Here is a 5,510-nt window from a genome sequence, read left to right on the forward strand (position 1 = left end):
GCCGCGCGCGACGCCCGGCGGCGCGGGGCACGCGCGGTGGCCGCCTCGCTCGGCGCGGACGGGCTGCTCGCGATCACCGCCCAGGGCGCCTGGCGGGCGGCCCCGCCGGAGCGCCTGGTGGGCAATCCGACGGGCGCCGGGGACGCGGCGGTGGCGGGGCTGCTGTCCGGTCTGGTGGACGAGGCGCCCTGGCCCGAGCGGATGGCGCGTGCGGTGGCCCTGTCGGCGGCGGCCGTGCGGGCACCGGTGGCGGGCGAGTTCGACCGGGCGCTCTACGCGGAGCTGCTGGACCGGGTCGAGGTCACCGAGCACCCGTCGGCGGCGTAAGGAAGCGGGACGGCGCCTCGGGCTGCCGTCCCGCGTGCCGTCAGCCCCTCTTCAGCCACATCTGGTCGAGGTTGACGTCGCACTTGTCGCCGTCGCCGCAGGACAGGGTGATCGTGTTGCTGCCCTGGCTGAGCTGGACGATGGACCACGAGTACGTCCAGCCCTTCTCGTAGTCGCCCTTCGGCGCGTTCGAGAAGTTCTTCATGCTGATCGGCCGGGTCGACTTCTTGCCGTTGACCGTCAGCGACAGGCTCTGGTCCTCGCCGGGCACGCCGTAGCGCACGTACAGCTTGTACGCCTTGGCCCGGTCGACGTCCACGTCCCAGGTCGCCGAGGACCCGGGGCTGTTGACGCCGACGTACGTGCCGCCCTTGGACTTGGCGCCCTTGACGTCGCTCGCCGGGGCCGCGCCGCCGCCGAGCGACATGTTGGCCGCGTCCTCCTTGGGCAGCTTGGCGGCGGGCTTCTTGGAGGGCTCCGGCTTGTCGCTGGGCTCGACGCTGGAAGCGGCCGTGGGCTTTCCGCCCGCCTGGTCGCCCTTGTCGTTCTCGTCGCCGCCACCGTTGGTGAGCATCGCGACGCCGATGCCGACGACGACCACCGCGACCACGGCGACTGCGCCGATCAGCAGCCCCCGGCTGTTGGGGCCGCGGCCGCCACCGCGCGGGGCGGGGGCGGGCTGACGGGGGCCACCGCCGCCGGGCAGCGTCTCGGGGGCGGCGTAGTGGGCGTTCTGCTGCCCGTAGCCCTGCTGGCCCTGCTGCCCGTAGCCCTGCTGCCCGTAGCCCTGCGGCTGCTGGTTCGGAATCTGCTGGCCGTAGTTGCGCTCGCCGACCGCGCGGACGTGGTTGTACGAGGTGCGGGGCACCCCCGGCTGCTGCTGCCGACCGGCCGGACCGGGGTAGCCGTACCCACCGGTGCGGGCGGAACCCGGCTGACCCGACTGGCCGCCCTGCCCGCCCTCATCGCCCTCCGAGCGGTACAGATAGGCGAAGGGGTCGTCGTTCTCCGGTGTGTCCGAGCCGTTGTTGCCGGCCGTCATCCCTGGTCACTCCTCTATGCATATGGCCATCGGCGCTCAGGTGTGCGTACGCGCCACGACAGCTCATATCAGGGCCGACAGGGCCTCAACAGGGCGTGGGCTGTCCGGATGGCCAATATTCATGATCGGTTCACTGTCGGCGGCAGGGCCGCATCGACGCAGCGTACCTCGCTCGGAGGGGGCCGGGCTGCCGCCCTTCCCGGCCACGGCCCGTCCGGCCCTCACCCGGCCCGTCTGCGCTCCTTCGAACGGGACCGCTTCTCGACGTACATCCGCTGGTCGGCGGAGTGCAGAACCTCCTCGGCCGACATGCCGCAGCCCGCCCAGCCGATGCCGAAACTGGCCCCCACCCGCACCGCACGGCCGTCGACCCGGATGGGCGGCAGGATCGCGTTGCGCAGCCGGACGGCCAGGTCCTGGGCGTCCGCCCGGCCGAGGCCGTCGGCGAGGACGACGAACTCGTCACCGCCGAGCCGGGCGACGGTGTCGCCGTCCCGCACCCCGTTGGTGAGGCGGCGGGCGACCTCGATGAGAACCGCGTCACCGGCGTGGTGACCGAACCGGTCGTTGATCGACTTGAAGCCGTCGAGGTCGCAGAAGAGGACCGCGAGCCCCTTGTGGCCGTCGTCGACGTCGTCGTCCTCGTTGGGCGCGAAGGTGTGCACATGGTGGTCGAACGGGACCCCGCCCGCGGCGGGCGGGGGCGGCGAGCCGAAGCCCTCGAACTCGTCGAAGCCGAGCGGGAAGCCGTCCACGGCCGGCGTCGGCCCCGCGCCGCCGTCCGCTCCCGGCAGGCCGTCCGCTCCCGGCAGGCCCTCGGCGAACTCCGCCCGGCCGCCCTGCGGCGGATGGGCGCACAGCCTGCTGCCGAGGCGGGTGCGCAGCTCGGCGCTGTTGGGCAGACCGGTCAGCGAGTCATGGCTGGCGCGGTGGGCGAGGGCCAGCTCATGGCGTTTGCGCTCCTCGATGTCCTCGACGTGGGTGAGCAGGAAGCGCGGGCCGTCGGCGGCGTCGGCGACCACCGAGTTGCGGAGCGACACCCAGACGTACGTGCCGTCGCGGCGGGCGAGCCGCAGCTCGGAGCGGCCGCCCTCGTGGGAGGTGCGCAGCAGGGTGCCGATGTCCTCGGGGTGGACGAGGTCGGCGAACGAGTAGCGGCGCATCGCCGAGGCGGGGCGGCCCAGCAGCCGGCACAGGGCGTCGTTGGTGCGCAGCAGGTGACCGTGCTGATCGCCGCCCATCTCGGCGATGGCCATGCCGCTGGGGGCGTATTCGAACGCCTGACGGAAGGATTCCTCACTGGCCCGGAGGGCCTGCTGCTCGCGCTCCAGGCGCAGCAGGGCGCGCTGCATGTTGCCGCGCAGCCGGGCGTTTCCGATCGCAATGGCGGCATGGAAGGCGTACATCTGCAACGCCTCGCGCCCCCATGCGCCGGGGCGGCGCCCGTTGCGCGGTTTGTCGACGGACAGGACCCCGATCAGCTCTCCGCCGGAACCGCCCGCCGCGTACAGCGGGGCGAACAGGCGGTCCATGGGGTGCCACTCGTCGGCGAAGCGGGGCGCGGGGCCGGGGGTGTGCCACTGCGGCACGTCGTCATCGTCGAGGACCCAGCCCTCGGTGTGCGGGATGAAGCGCAGGTCGCCCCAGCGGTCGCCCATCGACAGCCGGCGGTCCCAGGAGGCGCGGGAGCCGACCCGGCCGGCCATCAGCGCCTCGGCGCCCGCGCTGCCGCCCACGGCGGCGACCACCAGGTCACCGTCCGGACGGACCAGATTGACGGCCGACAGCTCGTAGCCGAGCCCGGCTATGACGCCGTCGGCGACGGTCTGAAGGGTGTCGGCGAGGCTGCGGGCGGTGTTCAGGTCGGCGACCACCTGATGCAGCTGTCGCAGGGTCGCAAGGCGGATATAGGGCTCCGACTCGGCCTCCATCGCTCGCACTCCCCCGAGACCTCGACAGCAACTCCTGGCTTCCTTTGTCGTCCGATTGCCAACGGCCACTGAATCACAGCGAGCTGCCCACCCGGTACACAGGGTCAACAATTACTGGCTGCTGTGACTCATGTCACAGACCGTGTTCGCGCCCCACCAGGACCGCGTGGGAGCGCTCCTACATTTTCTGAACGCAAATCCCGCAAGCGGGCCACCTACGGCCGCAGACCTACGTCCGGAGTGGTCCGGTGGCCCGATGTGCGAGGCCGCGCGACGCGGCTAGCGTGTAGAACGTGTTCCAGACGACGCCTTCCGCCCCCGCCCCCACCCCGGCCCCGGCCGGGCCCGCCGTCCCGCATGCTGGTGGGGTGAGTGAGGACGACTTCCGCAACGCCCTGTCGCGGCTCGCGGCCGGCGTGGTGCTGGTGACCGCGCACGACCCGGAAGAGGGGCCGCGCGGCGAGGACGTCGGCATGACGGCCACCGCATTCATGTCGGTGTCACTTGACCCGCCGCTCGTGATGGTGAGCGTTCGCAACGGGTCCCGGCTGGACGAGCTGCTCGAACGACAGCCGCTCTGGGCGGTGTCGGTGCTGTCGGAAAGTCAACGGACCACAGCGGGACGATTCGCCATGAAGGGGCGCATCAGCGACCGACTGCTGTTCGAAGACATGACGGTGACGCACGGCACGGAGTCGGGCGCTCCGCTGGTCTCCGGGGCGCTGGCCACGCTCGAATGTCACACCGAGCAGCGGGTGACGGCCGGGGACCACACCCTGGTCGTCGGCCGGGTGCTGTCGGCGACGACGCCGAGCACGGAGGGCGGGCCGCTGATGTACTTCCGCGGCCGCTACCGCACGCTCGAATAGGCACCGCTCTTCACAGGCGGTGCTCCTGGGGCCTCAGCCCCAGTCGCGTCCCGACCGACCGCGCTTGGTGTCGCTCCGCTTCTTCTTCTCCCGCAGCCGGCGCTCGTTGATGCCGCGCGGGATCCGGGTCGGGCGGCGCGGCCTGGGCGGCGGCGCGCTCGCCTCCGCGAGCAGCGAGGCGAGCCGGACGGCGGCCGTCTCGCGGTTGCGCCACTGGGAACGGTGCTCGGACGCCCGTACGGTCAGCACCCCGTCGGCCAGCCGCCCGGCCAGCCGCTCCAGCGCGCGTTCCTTCCACACCTGCGGCAGCGCGTCGGTGGCGGCGAGGTCGAAGCGGAGCTCGACGGCGCTGTCACTCGTATTGACGTGCTGCCCGCCGGGGCCGGACGACCGGGAGAAACGCCACATCAGCTCCGCCTCCGGCAGGGAGACGGAACCGCGGATGACATAGGGCCCGGACATGGCTCCATGGTCACCCGCCGACCCCCGCGGCGTCATCCCGTTTTGCCGCGGCCGGGGGCGCGGGGGCGGGAGCGCCGGGGACACCCATCAGGGTTTGGCAAAGAAAGTAAAGGTACCTGGAACCTGTGGGTGCCCTGATGGCGTTGTGGAGGATGACGGCGACTTCGCCCGGAGCCAAGGGACGAAGCCCGCCGCCTCGAACCATCGAGACCACGAAAGGGACTCCCCATGGCTGTAAGCCTGTCCAAGGGCGGCAACGTCTCGCTCACCAAGGAGGCACCGGGCCTGACCGCCGTCACGGTCGGCCTCGGCTGGGACGTCCGCACCACCACGGGCACCGACTTCGACCTGGACGCGAGCGCCATCGCCGTCAACACCAACGGCAAGGTCTACTCCGACCAGCACTTCGTGTTCTTCAACAACAAGGCCACCCCGGACCAGAGCATCGTCCACACCGGTGACAACGTGACCGGTCAGGGCGAGGGCGACGACGAGCAGATCAACGTCAACCTGGCGGCCCTGCCCGCCGACATCGACAAGATCGTCTTCCCGGTCTCGATCTACGACGCCGAGTCGCGCAGCCAGAACTTCGGTCAGGTGCGGAACGCGTTCATCCGTATCGTCAACCAGGCCGGTGGCACCGAGATCGCCCGCTACGACCTGAGCGAGGACGCCGCCACCGAGACCGCCATGGTCTTCGGCGAGCTGTACCGCAACGGCGCCGAGTGGAAGTTCCGCGCCGTCGGCCAGGGCTACGCCTCGGGCCTGGTCGGCATCGCGCAGGACTTCGGCGTCAACGTCTGACGTTCTTCAGCGCCTGACGTTCTTCAGCGCAGCACGCGGCGAGGGCCGCCCCCGACAAGGGGGGCGGCCCTCGCC

Annotated in this window: 6 protein-coding genes; 3 read left to right on the top strand and 3 right to left on the bottom strand. The window is 71.7% G+C overall.

Features of this window, described 5'->3' with window-relative positions; all coding sequences use genetic code 11:
* Window positions 1–327: PfkB family carbohydrate kinase (locus tag EEJ42_RS34695; protein ID WP_246097574.1), on the top strand; the 327-nt coding region annotated here is incomplete at its 5' end.
* Window positions 328–367: 40 nt separating this feature from the next.
* Here the strand turns inward: EEJ42_RS34695 and EEJ42_RS34700 are convergent.
* Window positions 368–1,369, bottom strand: a complete 1,002-nt coding sequence (locus EEJ42_RS34700; RefSeq protein ID WP_123106145.1) for a carbohydrate-binding protein — start codon at window positions 1,367–1,369, stop codon at window positions 368–370.
* Between the two features lie 221 nt (window positions 1,370–1,590).
* Entirely contained in the window at window positions 1,591–3,300 is a 1,710-nt protein-coding gene (gene cdgB, locus EEJ42_RS34705) for a diguanylate cyclase CdgB (RefSeq protein ID WP_123106147.1), read from the bottom strand.
* Window positions 3,301–3,593: 293 nt separating this feature from the next.
* On the opposite strand from cdgB, the gene EEJ42_RS34710 reads away from it, so the two are divergent.
* Window positions 3,594–4,169 carry a flavin reductase family protein gene (locus EEJ42_RS34710; RefSeq protein WP_123106149.1) on the top strand — a complete coding sequence of 192 codons (576 nt, stop codon included), beginning with the start codon at window positions 3,594–3,596 and terminating at the stop codon, window positions 4,167–4,169.
* A 33-nt stretch (window positions 4,170–4,202) separates the two neighbouring features.
* Here EEJ42_RS34710 and arfB read toward each other — a convergent pair whose 3' ends face one another.
* Window positions 4,203–4,631 (bottom strand): alternative ribosome rescue aminoacyl-tRNA hydrolase ArfB, encoded by a 429-nt coding sequence (arfB, locus tag EEJ42_RS34715; protein WP_009716967.1) that lies wholly within the window; start codon window positions 4,629–4,631, stop codon window positions 4,203–4,205.
* Window positions 4,632–4,859: 228 nt separating this feature from the next.
* Here arfB and EEJ42_RS34720 point away from each other — a divergent pair, with 228 nt between their 5' ends.
* Window positions 4,860–5,435: a TerD family protein gene (locus EEJ42_RS34720; protein ID WP_123106151.1), complete on the top strand. Its 576-nt coding sequence runs from the start codon at window positions 4,860–4,862 to the stop codon at window positions 5,433–5,435.
* Window positions 5,436–5,510 lie beyond the last annotated feature (75 nt).

Origin of the sequence: Streptomyces botrytidirepellens (assembly GCF_003721215.1) — a bacterium.
GTDB lineage: Bacteria > Actinomycetota > Actinomycetes > Streptomycetales > Streptomycetaceae > Streptomyces > Streptomyces himastatinicus.

Excerpts from the sequence above, each read along its gene's own strand:
- EEJ42_RS34700 (WP_123106145.1), bottom strand. The coding sequence starts at position 1,369 with ATGACGGCCGGCAACAACGGCTCGGACACACCGGAGAACGACGACCCC.
- arfB (WP_009716967.1), bottom strand. The coding sequence starts at position 4,631 with ATGTCCGGGCCCTATGTCATCCGCGGTTCCGTCTCCCTGCCGGAGGCG.
- EEJ42_RS34720 (WP_123106151.1), top strand. The coding sequence starts at position 4,860 with ATGGCTGTAAGCCTGTCCAAGGGCGGCAACGTCTCGCTCACCAAGGAG.
- cdgB (WP_123106147.1), bottom strand. The coding sequence starts at position 3,300 with ATGGAGGCCGAGTCGGAGCCCTATATCCGCCTTGCGACCCTGCGACAG.